The sequence below is a fragment of the Archangium primigenium genome (assembly GCF_016904885.1).
GTDB classification, from domain to species: domain Bacteria; phylum Myxococcota; class Myxococcia; order Myxococcales; family Myxococcaceae; genus Cystobacter; species Cystobacter primigenius.
In genome coordinates this window covers 2133745-2155120 of sequence record NZ_JADWYI010000001.1, presented here as the reverse complement: position 1 = coordinate 2155120, position 21376 = coordinate 2133745, and the positions used below count along the sequence as shown (strand labels likewise).

The window sequence follows — 21376 nt, the reverse complement described above, 5'->3', positions numbered from 1 at the left end:
TGGGGCGAGAAGAATCCAGAGGTATTGCTTTTCGGTGTGGATTTCTCTGGAGCCCGGAGGCGGACATCCTCGTGTAGTGTTTCCGGCCCGCAACCGCCGCACACGGCGCCGAGGGCCCCCAACGACATGTCCGCACCTTCCAGCGAGTCCAAGAAGTACAAAACGAAAGCCCAGGGACTGGTGTCCCAGATGACCGTGGAGGAGAAGGCCCGGTTGTTGTCTGGGAATGGCGCGTGGACCACGCACGCCATCGAGCGGCTGGGCGTGCCCTCCATCTTCATGGCGGACGGTCCGCACGGACTGCGCCGGGCCACGGGGCCCAACACCGCGGACAGCGTGCCCGCGACGTGTTTTCCGACCGCCTCGGCGCTCGCCTCCAGCTGGAACACGGAGCTGCTCAAGCAGGTGGGCGAGGCACTGGCGCGCGAGGCCCAGACCCACGACGTGCAGTTGCTGCTGGGCCCGGGCATCAACATGAAGCGCTCGCCCCTGGGCGGCCGCAACTTCGAGTACTTCTCCGAGGATCCCCTGCTGGCCGGGCAGCTCGCGGCCGCGTACATCCAGGGCGTGCAGGGCCAGGGCGTGGGCACCTCGCTCAAGCACTTCGCGGTGAACAACCAGGAACACGAGCGGATGATCAGCAGCTCGAACCTGGACGAGCGCACGCTGCACGAAATCTACCTGCCGGCGTTCGAGATCGCGATCAAGGAGGCGCAGCCGTGGTCGGTGATGTGCGCCTACAACAAGGTCAACGGCGTGTACGCCTCCGAGAACGACGTGCTGCTCGAGCGCATCCTCCGGGATGAGTGGGGCTTCGAGGGCTTCGTGGTCTCCGACTGGGGCGCCGTGAGCGACCGGGTCCAGGGCGTCAAGGCGGGCTTGAACCTGGAGATGCCCGGCAGTGGCGAGGTGAACCGCCAGAAGATCATCGCCGCCGTGGAGCAGGGTCGGCTGTCCGTGGAGCGTCTGGACGAGGTCGTCACGGGCCTGCTCACCGTCGTCCTGCGGGCGCGGGACAGCCACCGGCCGGGGACCACCTACGAGGTGGAGCAGCACCAGGAGCTGGCGCGCCGGGCCGCGGGCGAGAGCATCATCCTGCTCAAGAACGAGCAGGGCGTGCTGCCGGTGGACCCGCGCGGCACGGGCAAGGTGGCCGTGATTGGCGCGTTCGCCAAGACGCCGCGCTACCAGGGCGCGGGCAGCTCGCAGGTCAACCCCACGCGCCAGACGCGCGCCTATGACGAGCTGGTGCGGATGGGCGGCGGCGAGGCGCGCTTCGGCTACGCCGCGGGCTATGACCTGGAAGGCATCACCTCCGAGACGCTGCTGGAGGAGGCGCGCACGCTGGCGCGCGGCGCGGAGGTGGCCATCGTGTTCGCGGGCCTGCCGGACAGCCACGAGTCCGAGGGCTTCGACCGCGCCAGCCTGGACATGCCCGAGGGCCACGTGCGCCTCATCGAGGCGGTGAGCCAGGTGCAGTCGCGCGTGGTGGTGGTGCTGCTCAACGGCTCGGCCATCACCATGCCCTGGGCGGACAAGGTCCAGGGCATCGTCGAGGGCTACCTGACCGGACAGGCCGGAGGCGCCGCGCTGGCCGACGTGCTGCTGGGCCAGGTGAACCCCTCGGGCAAGCTGTCCGAAACGTTCCCCATGCGCCTGGAGGACACGCCCACCGCGCTGGAGTTCCCCGGGCTGAACCAGCAGGCCAACTACGGCGAGGGCATCTTCATTGGCTACCGCTACTACGACAAGCGGGCCCTCACGCCCCTGTTCCCGTTTGGCTTTGGCCTGAGCTACACGACCTTCGCCTACTCGGACCTCAAGCTCGGCGCGGCCTCGCTCCAGGAGACGGAGACGCTGAGCGTCGAGCTGAAGGTGAAGAACACGGGCAAGGTGGCGGGCAAGGAAGTCGTCCAGCTCTACGTGCGCGAGGTCCAGCCGCGCGTGGTGCGTCCGCCCAAGGAACTCAAGGCCTTCACCAAGGTGGCGCTCGAGGCGGGCCAGGAGAAGACGGTGCGCTTCGAGCTGAGCCGGCGCGACTTCGCCTACTTCGACAGCACCCAGCATGACTGGGCGGTGAACTCCGGCGCGTTCGAGATCCTCGTGGGCGGCTCGTCGAGGGATCTGCCGCTCCACCAGACCGTGCAGGTGCAAAGCACCCGGCGCGCGCCGGTGACGCTGACGCGCGACTCCACGGTCAAGGAGTTCCTCGACCACCCCAAGGGCAAGGCCGTGTACTCGCGCCTGCTGGAGTCCTTCCTGGGCTACTCCCCGGACAACAAGCCGCCCGAGCCTCCGGGCCTCACCGAGGAGCAGCGGGCGGCCCGGAAGAAGGGCGAGGACTCCACGCTCGTCTTCATCCACGACATGCCGGCCTACAAGGTGGTGAACTTCACCCAGGGCAAGCTGACGGACGCGACGCTGGACGCGTGGATCGCCACCCTGAAATGAGACGACGGGGAGGAGGGCCCCTCGGGGCCCGCCTCCCCCGCCGCATCAGTTGGGCTTCACCTCGGTGAGAACGAAGAGGTTCTCCGGAGGGCTGTTGGGCGACAGCTTCGCGTAGGGGTTCTGCGCGTTGGGGAAGCCCGTGAAGCGGCGCGTGTTGTACTCACCCCAGGACGGGTTGGGGTAGAGCGGGATGGCGGGCGCGTTCTGCACGAAGAGCACCTGCATCTGGTCGGCGAGCTTGCGCTGCTCGGCCTCGTCGCTGGTGGTCTCGAAGGCCTTGAAGAGGGCGTCGGCCTCCTTGCTCGAGAAGCGGTGCCAGTTGCGCGCGGACAGCTCGCCCACGGGCTTGAGGGTCTCGGGGCTCATCAGGTCCCGGTAGAAGTAGTAGGGCGAGGGCTCCTCGGACGTCCAGCCGATGGTCAGGTCGAACTCCCCCTTCTGCATGCGCTCGAAGTAGGGGCTGAAGTCATACGTCTTGAGCGTGGCGTCTACACCCAGGGCCTTGAGGTTCTGCGCCATGATCTGCACGGCGCGCACCTGGTCCGACCAGCCCGTCACCACGTTGATGTCGTAGCGCAGGGGCTTGTTGTCCGGACCCACGCGCACGCCGTCCGCGCCGCGCTTGTAGCCGGCCTCGTCGAGCATCGCGTTGGCCTTCTCCACGTTGAGCTTGGTCCAGTCCCCGGCGCCATCGGCCAGGGCCGCGGCGTTGCGCCAACGCTCGTGGGTGTCACACAGGCCCGAGGCATCCGCGGGCTTGGTGTAGTTGTACATGGCCACCTTGACGAGCTGGTCGCGGTCGATCGCCATGCTGAACGCCTTGCGCACGCGCACGTCGTCGAAGGGCTTCTTGGTGGTGTTCACGTAGAGCATCACCGTGTTGCCCACCAGCGGGAACCAGTAGTGGTTGTGCTCCTTGTTCTTGCTCACGTAGACCTTGTCCACGTCGGGCACGAAGTTGCCCGCCCAGTCGATCTCGCCATTGAGCAGCGCGAGGTTCGCCTGATCATTGCCGGGGTAGGCCGGGAAGCGCAGGCCCTCGATGGCGGGCTTGCCCGGCTGCCAGTAATTGGGGTTGCGGCCGAGCTCGAAGATCTGGTTCTGGAAGACCTTCACCTCGGTGAACGGGCCCGTGGCGACCGGGTTCTCGTTCTTGTAGGTGACCGGATCCTCCACGTCCTTCCACTTGTGCTCGGGCACGATGGGCTGCTGGGAGATGTAGATGAGGCCGGGCACGTAGGCGCGCGTCAGCGTGAACTCGACCGTGTGCTCGTCCGGAGCGGTCACGCCCTCCACGAAGGACCACACGCCGAACAGGTCCAGCGCCTTGTGCTTGCGCAGCAACTCGAACGTGAACACCACGTCCTTGGCCACGAAGGGCTGACCATCCGACCACTTCACCTCAGGCCGGAGGGAATAGGTGACCTTCTTGTTGTCCGCGCTCCACTCATACTTGGACGCCAGCCAGGGCACGTTCTCGCCCTTGAGCGTGTTGAAGACGAACAGGGGCTCATAGACACCCGAGCGCGAGGGCCAGCGCGCGGTGCCCGGCGCGAGCAGGGGATTGAAGTTGCGAATCCACGAGGCCTGCGCCTCCTGGGCGACCGTGAGCACCTTGCTCTTCTGCACCGGAGCCGCGGCCGTGCCCTTGCCCTCCCCTTCCTGCTGCTTGCTCTTCGAACAGCCCGCGAGCCCGCCCCACGACAAAAGGGCCATGCCCATCACGAGCATCCGGCGCGGCATCCATTGCGTCTTCATCACGTGCGCTCCTTATCTTGGATTGAGGAGGACACGCGCCCGGACATCGCCCGAGGGGGCAGGGGTGGTGCGGTCTCCTACCCAGGCGCGCTCTTAGCATGGTTGGCCCGCGTCTCAACCTCTCAACGAGGGAGAAGGGCTGACACACCATGACGCGGCGCACCAGATGCCACGCGGTGCCATGAAGGTGGAAGTCAAACAGCCTGACTGCACCCACGGCGGACCGGTCCGGGGAGCCGGACCGGTCCGCGCGGGGACTAGTTCTTCACCAGCTCGAAGTTGTCGAACGCCGCCCAGTTGGAGGCGTTGGCATCGGTGTAGACGCCCACCTCCACGCTGCCCGTGGTCACCGGGATGTTGTTGATGACGTACTGCGTGTAGTTCGAGACGACGCTGGCACCGATCTCCGCGGTGAGCTCGGCGCCGCCGTGGCCCTTGGCATACAGGCGCAGGATCTTCTGTCCGCCACCCGAGCGCACCCAGACGCTGGCCCGGTAGGTGCCATTGGCCACGCTCTTCACCTGGCCGAACACCTGCTGGTAGGCGGAGGGGGCGAACAGGGTGAGCTTGTAGCTGCCCGCGTAGGGGTAGTCGGTGTCGACCTTGTAGCCCACCTCACCGCTGTGCCACTCCGAGCCCCAGCTCGACGCGGCCGTGCCGGTCTCGAAGCCCGGGTTGGCGAGCAGGTTGGTCGCCGTGCCCGAGCCCTGGCGGGGCCACGTGTACGTGCCCACGGTCTTTGCGGGCAGCGTGGCGAGGAGCTCCTGACCCTCGGAGACGAGCTTGAAGCGCTGGCTCGAGCCCGTCTGGTTGATGACCACGGCCACCAGGCTGTTGTCCGGGTTGAGGAAGGCCACGTTCGTCACGGTGGCGGCCGAGCCGTAGGTGCTGAAGATGCGCCGGGCGCCGGGCTTCACGTACTTGGAGAACTGGCCGATGAGCGAGACCTCGGGCAAGGCCCAGTAGGTGTCGTAGGTATAGGCGTTCTGGATGAACATCGTGGGGCCGGGCGTGCCCGTCCACTGCTCGGGCTTGATGTTGCTGTCCAACATCGTCACCCAGGCGTTGTAGCCGCTGGCCCAGTTGCGGAAGTACTGCGCCATGCGATCCGCGCCGGTGGTGCCCCACCAGGAGCGCTCCGTCATCAGCATGGTCTTGGAGGGCCAGGCATTGCGCACCTGCGTCATGGCGCTCGGATCGCCCGCGTAGTCGTGGAAGGCCACGCCATCCGTGGCGGCGTTGGCCGCCGCGTTGTTGAGGATGGGCGTCACGTAGGACATGGCCGAGTCGAAGTTATGGTCATACGCCCACAGCTTCACGGCGCTCAGGCCATTGGCATTCAACTCATTGCGCACGGCCACGAGCAGCTGCCGCTCCTGGTCCGAGGAGACATAGGTGCTGGGGTAGTCGGGCGCCTGGTACAGGGGCTCGTTCTGCAGCGTCAGGCCATGGATGGGAATGCCCTGGGCCTGGTAGGCCTGCACGGCCCTGCGGAAGTACGTCGCGAGCTGGGGGATATACTGGGACAGCAGGTTGCCGCCGATGAGGCTCTTGTTGTCCTTCATCCACGCGGGCGGGCTCCAGGGGCTCGCGAAGATCTTCAGGTTGGGGTTCACCGCCAGGGCCTGCTTGAGGGTGGCGACGATGTTGTAGTCGATGTCCTTCTGGATGGAGAAGGACGTCAGGTTGGGGTCCGTCTGCCCATAGGGCACGTCATCGTAGGTGTAGAACGTCCGGCCGGTGAAGTCCGAGGCCCCGAACGTGATGCGCACCAGGTTCATGCCCGAGCCCGTCGTGGGGTCGAGCAGCTTCTTGAGGACCTCGGTCCGCTTCGTCGCGGACATGCGCGAGAGGTTGAAGACCGTGGACTCCTCGAGGGAGGTCCCGATGCCCAACATGGTCTGGTATTGGTCGCCCGGGTCCACGTTGAGCGTCGTGGCCGCCGTGCTGGTGGGGTTGGTGAACGCCGCGGACGCCTGGGCGCTCAGGGCGTAGGGCACCGTCATGGGCCCGTTGAACCAGGCGCCGTCTCCGGGATTCTTCTCGGAGCTCCAGATGACCTGGGCCGTCGGACCCGCCATCGCGGACGTCCCCGCGAGCAGACCCATGGCCATGGACAGGGAAACGGCTCGTCCCAGCGCGCTGTGATGACTCTTCATGTCGGGATTCCTCGCGTGACGCGCGGCGGCACTCCACCCGCCAGCCGCGCGGCGGCGGAGTAGCGCATACCCCTTCCCACCCTGTCAATTCTTTCAGGTTTTACTTTGAAGACAGCTTCGTGTCTGTCCAGCGCCGGGAGAAGACATGCCGCGGCAAGTCATACCCAGACAGGGAGCGCCCGCGGGTCAGCCGCGCAGGGGGCCGCCCCGGCCAGAAGGAGGTGGGGACGCCGGCGCGGACTCGCGCGCGCCCTGGCTCCGGGAGTCCGCGCGTTGGGCCTCGCGCTTCGCCTCGAGTTGACGCGTCTGGACGATGTGCGTGCGCTCGGCTTCGCGCGCGTTCATCGGCGCCATGCCGGACTTCAGGTCCGCCGCGGGCCGGGGCGGCGGCGCGGGAGGAGGCGCCGCGGCCGGAGGAGGCGCGGCCGACGGCGCCGCGGTGGCCCGGGCGGGCGCCTTCGCGGGCCCCTTCGCGGGCCCTGGCGCGCCTGGGCGTGCGCCCGTCGCGCGCGCGGGAGCGGGCGGCGCGGCCTTGGCCGCCCGTACCGCCTCCCGCTCGGCCTCGAGCTTCTTCACCTCGACGATGTGCGTGCGCTCGGCCTCCGTGGCCTTCATCTTCGGGGCCGCGCCCACGCGCCGCTGCAATCCGGGCTGGGGGGCCGCGAGGGGATCCCGCTCCGCCAGCGCGACGACGAGCGAGCGCAGGCTCTCGACATAGCCGGTGCGGTACGGACTGGGGTTCTTCTTCGCCACGTCCTCCAGCTCCTCGAGGACACGCGCCACCTGGTCCGGTTGGGGATTGCTGCGCAGACGCTCGAGGATGTCCGCGGCGAAGCGCCCGCCGTTCAGGTCCATGCCATAGAGCGGCGCATGCACGCAGAGGGCGGAGCTCAACAACCGCCGGGCCTCCTCCCCTTCCCCCTTCTGGCAGCGCGCCACCACGGGCGCGCTCAGCGCCCGGAAGACCTGGCGGGCCACGCGCTGGATGAACAGCCCGCCCCCGTTCTGGTAGTTCGCGGTGACGAGCCCGCTCTCGGTGATGAGCTGCAACAGGCGCGGATGCCCCAGGGGCCGGGAGACCACGGGCACGATGCCCAGGAAGCTCGGCTCGCCCTGCTCCTCCCGGATGAGCGTGTAGCGCAAGAGCTTCTGCCCGTTGTCCGTGGCGCCCACCGCATCCAGGGCCGCCACGCTCACGAGCGCCTCGGTGACCAGGGGTCCATTGCCGCCCCCGGGCACCGACCCGCGGGCCGCGAGCAGCAGCGCGCAGGCGGGCGTCAGCGCGGCCAGCGGCGCCACCTGCGCGTCGAGCTTCAGGCTCTGCTCCAGCAGCTCGCTCTTGTCCGCCGCGATCTGGACCGCGCGCAGCAGGGGACCACAGCGCTCGCGCGCCTCCCGGATGGCCTGCTGGAGCAGGTCCGCCAGCGTCTGGGCGGGCTGCGGCAGGGCGCGCTCGGTGAGGTTCAACAGCACGCGGACGACCCAGTTGCCGCCCCAGGGCGCGTCGCGCAGCGCGGGGCCCAGGGCCACGGCGAAGCGCTCCGCCGCGTCGGGCCGGCCTCCGCCGAGCGCGCCGTCGAGGAAGATCTTCGCCATCGTGTTGCATTCCATCCGGCCCAGCGTGTCCGCGGCGCGCATGAACTGGAGCAGGACGGCATGCAGTTCCCGCGAGGGCAGGTCGAGCGCCTCCCCCGCGAGCCGCTGGAGCAGGGGGCGGCACTTCTCCAGCACCGCGGCGCGGTAGGGCTGGCTCGCGGCGGCGCGCAACGCGGCCTGGAACTCCTTCGCGGCGGCGAGGGGACCCGTGCGCGCGCACGACTCCAGATACCGCGCCTCGGCGCTGGCCGTGGCGGTGAGCAGCTTCTCGAACGTCGCGGCGCTCTCGCCGCCGGCCAGATGGGCCGAGCGCGCCACGAGCGCGGCCATCTTGCGCCGGTTCTCCGTGGTCGCCTGCTCCACCTGATCCGCGAGCCGATCCAGCTGGGGCCTGAGCTCGCGCGACAGCAGGCCCTTGAACTCCGCGCCCTGGGAGCCGCTGAGCTGCTCGTTGAGCTGGCTCACGATGCGCGCCGCGCCCTCGCCCTTGTGCTCCATCTGCCCGAGCAGCTGCGCTTCCCGCCGGGCCTGATGGAAGGCGGTGATCTCCGTGGCCTCGCCCAGGAGCCGGGTGCGCATGCCCGTGCGGTACCCCGCATCCGTGGGGGCCTCGTCCAGGAACGCGCCGTCCGACGGGCGGACCTCCGGCGCGGGCTCGGGGGCCGACGCGGGCGCCCGTTTCCGGGGAGCGTCCCGGTTGCCTCCGCCCAGCGCGCGGCGCAGCACGCCCTTCAAGCCCCCACCGGACTTCGGAGAAGGGTTCTTCGCGGACCCGGACGACGGGCCGGACTCTGGCGAAGGGGTCTTGGGCATCGGCCCTGGGAGTCTACCCGCTCTCGCCTGGGCGCGTCAGGCACTCGCGGAGGGCACACGAGCACAGGCCGTCCCACACAAAATTACAAGTTAAACTCGTTTTGCGGCTCTACAAACCGTGTCATAAACCGCCGCCAGACTCGTCTCACCCGGGGAAACCAGATGAACGCGAAGCCAGGATTGCGCTCGATGTGCCTGCTCATGGGGGTGGCGTTGGGGACCGCGGCGCCCGGCGAGGCGGACGCCGCCTGGCGCAGCGTGCTGTACCCGACCACCTGGCAGCCCGGGTACACGAACCCGGGCAACTCCGCCCAGTTCCTGCACGACTTCTCCTACGCGGGCTATCGCGCGCGGAGGGCCGAGCCGCCCGTGCGGATGGACGCGGTGATCGACGTGACCGCGGCGCCCTACTACGCGGACCGCACGGGCGCCTCGGACGTGACGGCGGTGCTCCAGCGCGCCATCGATGACGCGGGAGCGCGCAGCGGAGGCGCCGTGGTGTTGCTGCCCGCGGGGACCTACAAGGTGTCGCCGCCCGCCGGCAAGAACCACGCCCTGTGGCTCAACAAGAGCAACGTGGTGCTCCGGGGACACGGCGCCACGGAGACGTTCCTCTACAACGCCGGAACGGACATGCGCGCGCGCAGCGTCATCCGGGTGGCGCCCCAGACGTCGGCGGTCTCCTGGACGCCCTCCTCCGCGACCAGCACCGCGGTGACGGCGAACCTGCCCACCCTCACCACCCGCGTTCCCGTGGCCAGCGTGAGCGGCTTCGCCGTGGACCAGTGGATCGTCATCCGCGCGGATCTCACCGAGGCGCTCAGCCAGGAGCTCGGCATGGGCAGTGACTGGACGTCACTGCCGGGCGCCTCCTTCTACCGGCGCATCACCGCCGTGGACGCCACCGCGAAGACCCTGTCCATCGACATCCCCCTGCGGCTGGACATGAAGACGCGGGACAACGCGCGGGTCTACAAGGTGGCGGCCCACCTGTCCGAGGTGGGCATCGAGAACCTGGCCATCGGCATGCGCGAGAACTCGACGCCGGGGACCGGCGGCACGGACTTCAGCACGCCCGGGACCGGGGCCTACGAGATGCACGACGCCTCGCTCATCCAGCTCAACCACACGGTCGACGGGTGGGTGGTCAACGTCAAATCCTATCGCCCCGCGTCCAACACGCGGGACATCCACATGCTCTCCAACGGCATCGACATGCTCTTCACGCGCAACATCACCGTGGATGCCTGCGAGCTGAACAAGCCGCAGTACAAGGGCGAGGGCGGCAATGGCTACCTGTATTCCATCCGCGGCAGTGACGGGTTGATCAAGGACAGCGTGGCCTTTGGGGGACGGCACAACTTCGACTTCCGCTCCACGCAGGCCACCGGCAACGTGCTGTTCAACAACCGCGCCTCCAATGGCGACCTGGTGTCTGACTTCCACATGCACCTGAGCGCCGCCAACCTGATGGACAACCTCACCCTGCACCAGGAGAAGTTCGAGGCGGCCGACCGCTCGCCCTACGGCACGACGAGCCACGGGGTCACCACCACCCAGAGCGTGTTCTGGAACACCAACGGCTCGCAGTACCGCTCCGGCACCACGTCCATCATCCGCTCCCAGCAGTATGGCCAGGGGTATGTGATTGGCGTGCGGGGCAGCGCCACCGGCGTGGACCTGTCCACCACGACGAAGACGGCCCCGGTGGACTTCGCGGAGACGGCCTCGTCCGGCAATCTCTTGTCCCCGCAGTCGCTCTACGTCGACCAGATCCAGCGGCGGCTGGGAAGCACGGCGGAGCATGAGGGCAACGTGCTGGTCTACCAGGCGGAGAACATCCAGCCCAGCCAGGCCGACGACACCTCCTCGACGAACATCGATGCCCAGGCGGAGAAGGGCAGCCTGCGCTACCACAACACCCAGGCGGTGGGCGGCAAGGTCACCTACGTCCTGTACCCCCGGACGATCGGCGCCTTCCAGGTCAAGGTGCGGACCAAGAAGAACAATGCCCGGGGCCAGTACCAGCTCGACATCGACGGCGCGCCCCAGGGCACGCCCCAGGACGAGTACTCCAGCGGGACGGTCTACGCGGAGACGGACCTGGGCACGGTGACGTTCACGACCCTGGAGCCCAAGGCGTTCACCTTCACCGTGACGGGCAAGAACGCGGCCAGCAGCGCCTACAACATCGCCGTCGACGCCATCCGGCTCATCCGCCAGTAGCCTGTCGCTCCCCCACGCGTCTGCCCGCGGTCAGGCACGCGTGGGCCAGGACTGGAAGCGCACGGCGGCCGTGAGGCCCACGCCCTCCCGGCCGTCGCGCAGGACGACCTCCGCCGCCATGTGCTCCGCCAGCGAGCGGACAATGGACAAACCCAGGCCGCTGCCTGACTGGGATTGATCCCGGGGCAGCCGGTGGAAGCGTTGGAAGACCCGCTCGCGCTCCTCCGGGGGAATGCCGGGCCCGTTGTCCTCGACCTCCAACCAAGGGACCGCGTCCACACACACGACCCGCACCGCCACCAGACCGCCCGGCCGGTGATACCGGAGGGCGTTGTCCAGCAGGTTGCCCACCACCTCGCGCACCAGCACCGGGTCGGCGCGCACGAACACCTCCGACGCGTGCCCCTCGAAGTGGACCTCCACCCGCGCCCGCAGGGCCTGGGGAACGAAGTCCGCCGTCACCTGGGCCACGGCGCCATTCAGCTCCACCCGCTGGAGCGCGGGCAGGGCGCCACGCTCCTCGGCGCGCACCAGCGCGAGGAGCTGCGTCAACAGCCGTTCCAGGGACAGGGTCGCGCCCTCCACGTCACGCAGGGCCGCGGCGCGCTCGGCCTCCGTCGCCTCCGGACGCAGCGCGAGCGCCAGATGCATGCGCAGCACCGCCAGGGGCGTGCGCATCTGATGCGAGGCATCCCCCGTGAAGCGGCGCATGCGCACGGTGGACTCCTCCAGGCGCGCCAGCAAGGCATTGACCGCCTCGACGAAGGGGCGGATCTCCGAGGGCACGGGCGCGAGCGGCAGCGCTGTGAGCTCCACGGGCGCGGCGCGCGCCTTCTCCTCCACCAGGGCACGAGACCTGGCCAGGGGCCGCAAGCCCCAGCGCAGCGCGGGCCGGGCCGCCAGCGCGGCCCCCAGCAACAGCGCCCCCTCCAGGAGCGCCAACCCGCCCACCATGCGCGCGCGCAGCGCATCGCGCGCCTGGAGTGTCTCCGCCACCTGGACCACCACGGCCCCCTTGAGTCGGGGAATCAGCCGGCTCACGGTGGCGATGCGCACCGATTGACCCCGGAACGCCTCGTACCGGAAGGCCACGGTGTCGCGCGGGGGGACGTGCTCGGCGAAGGGCAGGTCGGCGTAGCCGGTGACGAGCCGCCCCTGGTGCCGGACGGCGTAGTAGACGTTGTCGTGCTCGGCGTTCTCCAACATGCCGAAGGCCGCGGGCGGCAGGTCCAGCGTGAGCTCTCCATCCTCCAGGGCCAGGGTCTCCGCGATGGCCCCCACCGAGCCCGCGAGGACCCGATCCCCGCTGCGCTCCACCACCCCATGAATCAGCCAGGCGCCCCCCAGGCCCAGCACGAGCGCCAACACCGCCAGCGCGCCCGCGAGGGCCACGACGAGCCGCGTGGTGAGGGAGGAGGGACTCATGCCGCGACCTCACGACCCGTCGAGCAGGTAGCCGAGGCCCCGGATGGTCCGGATGGTGGGGCCATCCGGCTCCAGCTTCTTGCGCAGCCGCCCCACGTAGACCTCCAGGGCATTGGGCCCCACCGGCTCATCGTGACCAAACACCTCGGCGCTCAAGCGCTCCTTGGTGACGACCTTGCCCGCGCGGATCATCAAGCTCTCCAACACCGACCACTCCCTCCGACGCAAGTCCAGCGGCCGACCATGCAACGTGGCGGTGCCCGCGGAGCGGTCGAACACCAGTCCGCCCAGCGTCAACGCGGGCGCCGCCTGGCCTTGTCCACGACGCAACAGCGCCCGCACGCGGGCTTCCAGCTCGGCGGGCTCGAAGGGTTTGGGCAGGTAGTCATCCGCGCCCAGATCCAACCCCGTCACCCTGTCGGTGAGTGCCGCCCGCGCCGTGAGGATCAACACCGGCGTCGTCGCGCCGCGCTGCCGCAAACGCTTGAGCACCTCGAAGCCGCTCATGTCCGGCAGCCCCACGTCCAGGATCATCAGGTTGTAGGGAACGAGCTCGGATTCCTCGAGGGCCGCGACGCCATGCGTCACGTGATCCACCGCAAACCCAGACGCGCGCAGTGACGCGGTGAGTCCACGCGCCAGGGCCGCGTTGTCCTCGATGAGCAGGATGCGCAAGCGAGCGACCTCCAAACGCGCGACAGGCTGGTGACAGCATCGTTCCATATCGTGAGGCCTTGCAAGTGAAGACGGGTCCCGCAGTTCCCCGACACCCGTGAGGCTCCCTTGAAACGACTCCTGATGGTCTTGCTGGCGGCGCTGCCGCTGGTGGGTTCCGCGGCCGAGGGCCCGGCGCCCTCGCTCCCCGACGGCTATCCCCGCTCCTACGCGCGCATCATCGAGGAGGCGCGCAAGGAAGGCACGGTGAGCATCTACTCGGCCACCGACTCCAGCGAGGTCGCCCCCCTCATCCGCGAGTTCGAGAACACCTACCCCGGGGTGAAGGTCGAGTACGCGGATCAGAACTCCACGGAGATCTACAGCCGCTTCATCGCCGAGGTGGCGGCCGGTCAAGGCTCGGCTGATCTCGTGTGGAGCTCGGCCATGGACCTCCAGGTCAAGCTCATCAATGACGGCTATGCCCAGGCCTACGCCTCACCGGAGAAGCCGAACCTGCCCGACTGGGCGGTGTGGAAGAACGAGGGTTACGGCGTCACCGCCGAGCCGCTCGTCATCGCCTACAACAAGCGGCTGATGCCGGCGGAGGACGTGCCGCACACGCGCGCGGAGCTGGAGACGCTGCTGCGCACCAAGAAGGACTTCTACCAGGGCAAGGTGGCCAGCTACGACCCGGAGCGCAGCGGCGTGGGCTTTCTCTACATCTCCCAGGACGTGGAGATCAGCCGCGACACATGGAAGCTCGTGGAGGCCATGGCGGGCACCTCACCGCGGCTCTACACGTCCACGGGCGCGATGATGGAGCGGCTCATCTCCGGAGAGCACCTGCTCGTCTACAACATGATTGGCTCGTACGCGTTGAGGCGGCAGAAGAAGGACCCGTCCCTGGGCATCATCTTCCCGTCCGACTTCACGCTGACGATGTCGCGCATCGCCTTCATTCCCGCCGAGGCGCGCCACCCCAACGCCGCGAAGCTGTTCTTGGACTTCCTGTTGTCCAAGCGGGGCCAGGCGATGCTGGCCGAGCGGGACATGGAGCCGGTGCGCACGGACATCCCCAACGACGTGCCCAGTCCTCCCGCCGAGCAGATCCGCGCCATCCGCGTGGGACCGAAGCTGTTGGCCAACCTCGACCAGCTCACCCGCCTGCGCTTCCTCAAGCAGTGGAAGCGCATCGTGCGCGGCCGCTGAACGCCCGGAGAGCTTCCGCATGAATCGTTCGACCCGAATCGGGATCGTCCTGGCGTCCGCCGTGGGCATCCTCGCGCCGCTGCTGCTGGTCGTCTGGCAGAGCTTCCTCGACGGCCCCTTCTTCGCCCGCAACGTGCACCCGAGCGTGGGCGCCTACCAGTTCGTCTTCGACGACCCGGACTTCTACCGCGCCCTGGGCAACTCGGTGCTGGTGGCCACGGGCATGTCCCTCATCGCCCTGCCGGTGGGCGCGCTGCTCGCCTTCCTGTTGGTGCGCACCGACCTGCCTGGTCGGCGGTGGCTCGAGCCCCTCATCCTCACGCCGATGTTCATCTCCTCCATCGTGCTGGCGTTTGGCTTCGTGGTGGCGTTCGGCCCGGTGGGTCTGCTCAGCCTGTGGGTGAAGAGCCACCTGGGCGTGCTGCCCTGGGACATCTACTCGCGCACGTCGCTCATCGTCATCGCGGGCCTCACCCACGCGCCCCACGTGTTCCTCTACGCGGCCACGGCCCTGCGCAGCCTGGGCTCGGACGTGGAGGAGGCGGCGCGCTCCACGGGCGCGGGCCCCCTGCGCGTGGCCCTCACCGTCAGCCTGCCGATGATCCGCCCCGCGCTGCTGTACGCCGCCGTGCTGGTCTTCTTCCTGGGCTTCGAGCTGTTCGGCCTGCCGCTCGTGCTCGCGGACCCCAAGGGCGAGCTGGTGCTGGCCACCTACCTCTACAAGCTGACCAACGTGCTGGGCATCCCCTCCTACCAGCTCATGGCGGTGGTGGTGATGGTCATCGTCTTCATCGCGGTGCCGCTGGTGTGGCTGCAGAACAAACTGCTCCAGGGCGCCAACCGGTACGTGTCCATCAAGGGAAAGGCCCAGAGCTCGCGGCCCATCTCCCTGGGCGGGTGGCGCTGGCCCGCGTTGGCGTTCATCACGCTCTGGCTGCTCGGCGTGGTCGTGGCCCCGGTGTGCGCGCTGGTGCTGCGCGCCTTCCTGTCCACCTGGGGCGAGGGCGTGAGCATCACCGGCGCGCTGACCCTGGAGCACTTCCAGGAGCTGGCGAACTACCCCAACCTCGTCCGGGGCATCACCAACACCCTGGTGCTGGCGGCCGTGGGCGGCGCCGCCTCGGTGGCCGTCTACACGCTCATCAACCTCGCGGTGCACCGCTGGCAGTCACGCTGGGCGCGAGCCATCGACTACATGGTGCTCCTACCCCGCGCCATGCCGGGCATCGTCGCGGGTCTGGCCATCTTCTGGGTCTTCTTGTTCTTCCCGCCGCTGCAACCCTTCCGGCAGACGCTGTTGGCCATGTGGGTGGCCTACACGCTGGTGTGGATGGCCTACGGCATGCGTCTGGTCTCCGGAAGCCTGCTGCAGATTGGACCGGAGCTGGAGGAGGCGGGCCGGGTGGTGGGCGCCACGCCGGCGCGCGTCAGCCGGGACGTCACCCTGCCCCTCATCCGCGCGGGACTGGTGGGCAGTTGGCTGCTCGTCTTCATCACCTTCGTGCGCGAGTACTCCACGGGTGTCTACCTGCTGGGCCCGGGCACGGAAGTCATTGGCTCGCTGCTCGTGTCCCTCTGGGCCGCGGGCGCGGTGGACATCGTCGTCGCGCTCTCGGCCATCAACATCGCGATGGTCGGCTGCGGTCTCTTGTTGGTCACCCTGTTCGGAAGGAAGGCACACCATGGCTAGGCTGCTCGTCGAGGACATCCATGTCCGGCTCGGCACCAACGACATCCTCAAGGGCATCACCGCCGACTTCCGGGACGGCGAGGTGGTGGCGCTGCTCGGCCGCTCCGGCAGCGGCAAGTCCACGCTGCTGCGCTCCATCGCCGGGCTGGAGACGCCCATCCAGGGCCGGATCCAGATCGGTGAGCGCAAGGTCTTCGACGCGGCGGCGAAGGTGAACCTGCCGCCCGAGCAGCGCGACCTGGGGCTCGTGTTCCAGTCCTATGCGCTCTGGCCCCACAAGACGGTGTTCGAGAACATCGCCTACGGGCTGAAGCTGCGCCATCAGTCCAAGGCGGACATCGAGCACAAGGTGCGCGAGGTGCTCGAGGGCGTGGGTCTGGCGGGGTATGGCGATCGGCTGCCCAGCCAGCTCTCGGGAGGCCAGCAGCAGCGCGTGGCGCTGGCGCGGGCGCTCGTCTACAGCCCGCCCCTGGTGCTCCTGGACGAGCCCCTGTCCAACCTGGACGCGAAGCTGCGCGAGGAGGCCCGGGTGTGGATCCGCGGGCTCATCAAGCGGCTGGGGCTCACCGCCGTCTTCGTCACGCATGATCAGGTGGAGGCCATGGCCATCGCCGACCGCATCATGCTGCTGGACGGGGGACGCATGGTGCAGGACGGCACGCCGCAGCAGCTCTACACCGAGCCGCGCAGCCTCTTCGCCGCGGACTTCATGGGGGTCAACAACACCCTGAAGGGACGCATCCTCGAGCGCCGGGGCAACGAGGCCCGGTTGGAGATTGGCGGCCTGTCCCTGTGGGGCCGTCAGCAGTCGGCGACCGAGGGCAGCGAGGCGGCCACCGGCGTCATCCGCGTGGAGGAGATCGCCCTGGCGTCCGGCCCGGGCGAGAACCGCCTTCCCGCGCACCTGGCCAGCTCCCTCTACGTGGGGGGCCGGTGGGAGCACCACTTCCAGCTCGCGGGCCATCCCGTGCGGGCCTCCACGCGCGAGGCGCTGTCCCCGGGTGAGTACATGCTCGCGATCCCCCGGGAGCACCTGTGGATCTTCTAGCCCCCGTCGTCGTCGGCGCGCTGCTGCTGGCCACGCCTCCGGACGACGCGGCGGGCGAGCGGCTCCGCGCGCAGCAGGTGGAGCTCGAGATGCTCCGCGCCCGACTGGAGGCGCTCGAGCAGCTCCAGGCGCAGGACCATGAGCAGCTCACGCGGGTGCGCGCTGGCATGACGCCCATCGCGCCGCAGCTCGTGCCACCCGGCCCGGCCACGGCCCCCGTGGAGACGGCCCGGGCCGCGTCCGTTCCCGCGAAGGACCCCGCCGCCAAGGCCACGGACCTGCAAGTCGAGTGGGGCGCCGGCGCGCCCATCTTCCGCTCGGCCGATGGCGTCTTCTCCTTCAAGCCGCGCGGGCGCATCCTGCTGGATGCCTCCCACACGAGCGGCTCGCGCTACGAGGCCCGCGACCTCACGACCACGGGCTCACGCGCGCTGCGACTCGGCATCGAGGGAGGCGTGGGCGCGCACTTCTTCTACCAGTTCGAGACCGACTTCGCGGAGAACGGCATCGACGTGGTCACCGCCTTCCTGGGCTGGCGCCACAAGGTGGTGGGGCTCGACTACGACCTGCGCATCGGCAACCTCTTCAACGACCGGGGACTCGATGCCTCGACGGGCTCGGACGCGACGCCCTTCCTGGAGCGCACCGTCGTCGGCACGGCCATCCTTCCCCAGCGGGGCTTCTACGGCATTGGCGCCCAGGGCCGGCTCTTCGGGCCCACCTGGCATGCCTCCCTCACGCTCACCGGAGACGACGTCGACAGTAATTACTCCGTCAGCGACAGCCGCACCGTGCTCGCCCGCGTCCATTGGAATCCGGTGAAGACGGCACGCGTCGTCCTCCACCTCGGCGCGTGGGGCTTCACCGAGCAACTCTCCCCGGTGGCGGGCACCGTCACCCGCAACACCACCATCGGAGGCCGGTTCAACGGCAACCTGCGCGTGTCGACGGGTCCCCTCACCGGCGCCACCGGAGACACCGGCTACGGAGCCGAGCTCGGGGGGTACGCGGGCCCGGTGTGGCTCATGGCCGAGCTGGGCCAGCGCGAGGTCCGGCTGGAGGCCCCGTCCCCCTTCATCACCCGGGCCTGGAGCGTCGCGGCCGGCTGGTTCATCACCGGGGAGACGCCGCCCTACAACCCCCGCTTCGGCAACTTCACCCAGCCCCAGGTCCGCCGGTCCGTCGTCGACCAGGGACCCGGCGCTCTCGAGCTGACGGCCCGCTACGAGTCCCTGGGCTTCACCCACGCCGCGCCCGCGGGCCGGGGCTGGGCGGCGACCGCGGGGGTGAACTGGTACCTCAACAGCTTCAGCCGTCTGATGTTGAATGCCATCCGCTGGCACACCGACAACCGCGACGGAGACTTCACGGGCGCGGACGATGGCCAGACCGTGAGTCTGCGCGCCCAGGTCTCCTTCTAGCGCGACAGTCGTTGCGCACCTGCGCGCTTCATCGCCGTCACCCCGCGGATTGGCTCAGCCCTTCTTCTTGGGCGGCGGAACGTTCGCGGCGAACTGGCCCATGACATTGCCCGGGGGCTGGTACTCACAGGCGACATACGTCTCCAGCCACTGACTGCCTTTGAGACTGAAGACCGCGCAGCCCACTTCCGTGGTGTTCTTCCAGATCATCTGCGTGAAGTGGCCGACCTTGGGACTGAACGTCGGGTTCTTGTAGTCGTAGTCCTTGATCTCGTCGTACCAGCTCTTGGTCGCGCGCTCGGCGGCATCCGTGGCGGCAGGCACGGCCGAGCCCGCGCCACTGCTGCCCCCCCAGTAGAGGTTCTCCCCATACCCCGGGGCGAGCCCGGAGTGACCCGCGGAGAGGCCGTCCTGCTGGGCCCGCGTCTTCGCGCGCGTGGCCGCGTACTTCGCGATGCTGTCACTCCACTTCAAGGGAGGAACGCCATGCCGGGCCCGATACTCGTTGTGCCGGGCGAGGATCGTCTCCCGGAAGGCCTTGCGGTAGGCGGCGTCCACCGGGAGCTCGGTGGGATTGCGCGCGAAGGCACTCGAGGCGGTGAGCGCCAGCAGGGAGAACGCGGAGAGCACGACTCGAAAGGGACGCATGGACGGGGAGTCCTCGACGGGCAAGGGACAGCGTACCCGTACCCAACACGCACCCCAGGCCTCCATTTCCACCGCGAGGGACCCCCACGAACCGGAATTTTACATTTGAACAGTAAAGCCCATTTATCTGCTTAAACGATTCAAACAGCTCTTGCTGACTTTACCCGTTTACGTCAATTTATCGGCGCCAATCGCGGCAACGACGTCCGGGAGGGTGCGCGAGCCGCACTCCCGCCCCCGTGCCGCACCATCCGACGAGGACAACATGCTCAACCGTGGAATGCGTCACGTGGCTTTTCTTGCCTTGGGTCTGCTGGGGACCGCATGTGGACAGCAGGAGGAGGCCCTCCCGCAACAACAAGCGTCCCAATCGGAGATGAGCGAGCAGGAGCGCGCGGCGGAGAACGACGCCGTGTACAACTCCCAGTACCCGAAAGGACAGTCCTTCCAGGTCCGACTGGCCGGCTTCGAGGCTCCCGTCACGGCGGTCCTCAAGGGCAACTACGCCTTCGTCGGCGATCAGGTGATCGGTGAGGTCTCGGGCAAGCAGGTGCTGAGCGCGGACAAGCAGGTGATCCTGCACCTGGACGGCGCCGAGCGCGTGCGTCCCATGGGCTCCGGCATCGTCAACGCCACCGGTCAGAAGTGGCCCGGGGGCGTCATTCCGTACGAGATCGATTCCGCCGCCTCGTCGGAGACGCGCACGGCCTTCGCCGGCGCCAAGGCCGACTACGACGCGAAGACCTCCATCCGCTGGGTGGCCCGGACCAACCAGACCGATTACGTGCGCATCATCACCAGCGACGGCTGCTGGAGCTACGTCGGCAAGATTGGCGGGCGGCAGGACCTGTCCCTGGGCAAGGGCTGCGGCGTGAACCCCGCCCGGCACGAGCTCGGCCACGCGGTGGGCCTCGCGCACGAGCAGGTGCGTCAGGACCGCGACCAGTGGGTCACCGTCAACGCGGGCGGCAGCCAGAACGAGATCGATCGGGGCTCGGCGGGCACGCCCATCGGCGCGTACGACTTCGAGTCGATGATGCACTACCGCAACTACTACGTGAACGGCCGCTGGGACTACGTGCCCAAGAATGGCTTCCCGCCCGAGCTGGTCGGCAACGACCGCGTCAACAGCTTCACCGCGGGCGACCTGTCGGCCATCCGCGCCATCTACGGCGGCAGCACCACCGCCTCCGGCGTCTGCTTCTACGCCGACGCGGACTACCGGGGCGAGAGCTTCTGCCTCACCGGCGACAACTCCTTCGTCGGCGCGGCGTGGAACGACCGCATCTCCTCGATCAAGGTCGTGACCTCCGGCTACGAGTGGACCGTGTTCAACGACGCCAACTTCCTCGGTGGCGCGCTGGCCTGCGGCTGCGACGTGCCGAACCTGACGACGTACAACTTCAACGACCTCACCTCGTCGATCAAGGTCAAGAAGAAGTAGGCCGTGGACGGGCGCATCCCGTGTGGCTCCCGGGATGCCGCCTGGATGAGAGGAACCCACACCTCAGGAGTCGCTGGACCCGGACTCCTGGCGTGCACCCCGGCACGTCGGGCGGACACGGGAAAAAATCAGCGCCTGAATCCAGGACGCCCTCTCCGCGAGTCTCACCGCCACCAACCGACAGGCGGGATTCCTCGCGTATGAAGCGTCAGATGCTCCAGATGTGTCTCATGGCCACCCTGCTGGGAGCGGGTCAGGCCTGGTCCCAACCCCCTCCCCCTCCCCCTCCCCCCGAACTCGAGGCGCATCGGGCGGCGGTGGAAGCCGAGCTGGCGGCGGTGGAAGCCGAGGTCGACGCCCAGGCGAAGCACCTGGAGTCCTCATCGGGACGGCTCAGCCAGGATCAGCTCTTCTCGCTGCTCCAGTCCCGCGAGTCGCGGCAGGCGCGCTTCGATCCCACGCCCGTGGTCCTCTGCACCGTCTTCTTCAGTTGTGTGCTGACGGGCTTCCTGGCCTGGCTGTGGGCCGCGGATCGCAAGGCGCGCCGGATCCACGAGACGGTGCGGCTGGTGGTGGAGAAGGGGGCGGAGATTCCCCCGGGGTTGCTCACGCCGCCCCGGAACGAGCCCTCCGACCTGCGCCGAGGCATCATCCTGTCCGCGTCGGGACTGGGGCTGGCGCTGTTCCTGGCGATGATCCCGGGAGAGGAAGGGGCCTGGGGCGCGGGCGCCATGCTGCTGTTCATCGGCCTAGGACATGTGCTCGTCTGGCGTCTGCGCAACGGCAAGGGGCCCTGGGCCACCGCGCTTTCGCCCGAGCCTCGGTCCTGAG

General features: G+C 68.7%; 14 protein-coding genes. 8 read left to right on the top strand and 6 right to left on the bottom strand.

The annotated features are described in order from the left end of the window. Window positions 1–126: 126 nt before the first annotated feature. Window positions 127–2451, top strand: a complete 2325-nt coding sequence (locus I3V78_RS09135) for a glycoside hydrolase family 3 C-terminal domain-containing protein (protein WP_239576362.1) — start codon at window positions 127–129, stop codon at window positions 2449–2451. A 45-nt stretch (window positions 2452–2496) separates the two neighbouring features. Here I3V78_RS09135 and I3V78_RS09130 read toward each other — a convergent pair whose 3' ends face one another. The 3 genes from I3V78_RS09130 to I3V78_RS09120 form a co-directional block, all read right to left on the bottom strand. After that, the gene (locus tag I3V78_RS09130; RefSeq protein ID WP_239576361.1) at window positions 2497–4209 is read right to left on the bottom strand and encodes an ABC transporter substrate-binding protein; all 1713 of its coding nucleotides are present in this window, start codon (window positions 4207–4209) and stop codon (window positions 2497–2499) included. A 257-nt stretch (window positions 4210–4466) separates the two neighbouring features. Next, on the bottom strand, window positions 4467–6368 hold the full coding sequence (locus I3V78_RS09125; protein WP_204486087.1) for a glycoside hydrolase family 30 protein: 1902 nt from the start codon (window positions 6366–6368) through the stop codon (window positions 4467–4469). Between the two features lie 186 nt (window positions 6369–6554). Beyond that, window positions 6555–8699, bottom strand: coding sequence for a hypothetical protein (locus tag I3V78_RS09120; RefSeq protein WP_204486084.1), 2145 nt, complete (start codon window positions 8697–8699; stop codon window positions 6555–6557). Window positions 8700–8939: 240 nt separating this feature from the next. Here I3V78_RS09120 and I3V78_RS09115 point away from each other — a divergent pair, with 240 nt between their 5' ends. Continuing rightward, window positions 8940–11003 carry a glycoside hydrolase family 55 protein gene (locus I3V78_RS09115; protein WP_239576360.1) on the top strand — a complete coding sequence of 688 codons (2064 nt, stop codon included), beginning with the start codon at window positions 8940–8942 and terminating at the stop codon, window positions 11001–11003. A gap of 30 nt (window positions 11004–11033) precedes the next feature. On the opposite strand, the gene I3V78_RS09110 is transcribed toward I3V78_RS09115, so the two are convergent. Both I3V78_RS09110 and I3V78_RS09105 read right to left on the bottom strand, forming a co-directional pair. Next, the gene (locus tag I3V78_RS09110; protein ID WP_204486082.1) at window positions 11034–12428 is read right to left on the bottom strand and encodes a sensor histidine kinase; all 1395 of its coding nucleotides are present in this window, start codon (window positions 12426–12428) and stop codon (window positions 11034–11036) included. 9 nt (window positions 12429–12437) lie between these two features. Then, window positions 12438–13103, bottom strand: a complete 666-nt coding sequence (locus I3V78_RS09105) for a response regulator transcription factor (RefSeq protein ID WP_204486080.1) — start codon at window positions 13101–13103, stop codon at window positions 12438–12440. Between the two features lie 108 nt (window positions 13104–13211). On the opposite strand from I3V78_RS09105, the gene I3V78_RS09100 reads away from it, so the two are divergent. From I3V78_RS09100 to I3V78_RS09085, 4 genes are read left to right on the top strand one after another with little or no spacing between them, the layout of a single operon-like run. Further along, window positions 13212–14294, top strand: coding sequence for an ABC transporter substrate-binding protein (locus I3V78_RS09100; protein ID WP_239576359.1), 1083 nt, complete (start codon window positions 13212–13214; stop codon window positions 14292–14294). Window positions 14295–14313: 19 nt separating this feature from the next. Next, complete coding sequence (locus I3V78_RS09095; RefSeq protein WP_204486078.1) at window positions 14314–15984, top strand: ABC transporter permease; 1671 nt, start codon at window positions 14314–14316, stop codon at window positions 15982–15984. Next, the gene (locus I3V78_RS09090; RefSeq protein WP_204486076.1) at window positions 15977–17032 is read left to right on the top strand and encodes an ABC transporter ATP-binding protein; all 1056 of its coding nucleotides are present in this window, start codon (window positions 15977–15979) and stop codon (window positions 17030–17032) included. Before I3V78_RS09095 ends, I3V78_RS09090 begins: the two co-directional genes overlap by 8 nt. Then, the gene (locus tag I3V78_RS09085; RefSeq protein ID WP_338023506.1) at window positions 17020–18453 is read left to right on the top strand and encodes an OprO/OprP family phosphate-selective porin; all 1434 of its coding nucleotides are present in this window, start codon (window positions 17020–17022) and stop codon (window positions 18451–18453) included. The genes I3V78_RS09090 and I3V78_RS09085 overlap by 13 nt, the downstream gene beginning before the upstream one ends. A gap of 54 nt (window positions 18454–18507) precedes the next feature. Here I3V78_RS09085 and I3V78_RS09080 read toward each other — a convergent pair whose 3' ends face one another. Further along, window positions 18508–19101 (bottom strand): CAP family protein, encoded by a 594-nt coding sequence (locus I3V78_RS09080; protein ID WP_204486074.1) that lies wholly within the window; start codon window positions 19099–19101, stop codon window positions 18508–18510. Window positions 19102–19477: 376 nt separating this feature from the next. Between I3V78_RS09080 and I3V78_RS09075 the strand changes: the two genes are divergently transcribed. After that, entirely contained in the window at window positions 19478–20545 is a 1068-nt protein-coding gene (locus I3V78_RS09075) for a M12 family metallopeptidase (protein WP_239576358.1), read from the top strand. A 200-nt stretch (window positions 20546–20745) separates the two neighbouring features. Next, window positions 20746–21375, top strand: coding sequence for a DUF6249 domain-containing protein (locus I3V78_RS09070; protein WP_204486070.1), 630 nt, complete (start codon window positions 20746–20748; stop codon window positions 21373–21375). Window position 21376: the final 1 nt, after the last annotated feature.